We start from the raw sequence: 559 nt of genomic DNA on the forward strand, positions 1-559 counted from the left end.
ACTTTAAAAATATATACATTTGGAGAGTTTTTTATAAAATCGCTTGTTTTACCAACATATTTAATATCTCCGTTTAATAGTATAATTACATCACTACATAAATTTTCTATATCTTCAACAATATGAGTAGATATTAAGGTTAGATGTTCTTTAGAATATTTCTTTATACTATTCCTCATTTCGATTCTTTCTTTAGGATCTACTCCTGCAGTTGGTTCATCTAATAGGAGTATTTTGGGTTTATTTAGTATAGAAATTGCAAATCCTAATCTTCTTTTTAGACCGCCTGACAAATTTATTGCTAAAGAATTTTTATAGTCTAACATATTTACTTCAGTTAATACTTCTTCTATTCTTTGTGGAACAATATTTTTGTCCATAAGTTTTAAAATTGCAAAATATTCTAATACTTCATAAACTTTAAATCTAGGGAAGAAATCAAAGTTTTGAGGCATATAACTTAGTATAGAACGAATTTCTCGATAATTTTTAGATTTAAGATTTAAACCATATATATTTATGTTTCCTTTTTTAAATGGCAGAATAGTAGATAATATTT

Annotated in this window: 1 protein-coding gene; it reads right to left on the reverse strand. The window is 24.7% G+C overall.

The window, feature by feature from the left end; all coding sequences use genetic code 11:
• A partial coding sequence (locus HMPREF9129_RS10450) for an ATP-binding cassette domain-containing protein (RefSeq protein WP_004823632.1) occupies positions 1-559 on the reverse strand: 559 nt, incomplete at both ends.

The organism is Peptoniphilus indolicus ATCC 29427 (assembly GCF_000227315.1).
Classification (GTDB): Bacteria; Bacillota; Clostridia; order Tissierellales; family Peptoniphilaceae; genus Peptoniphilus; species Peptoniphilus indolicus.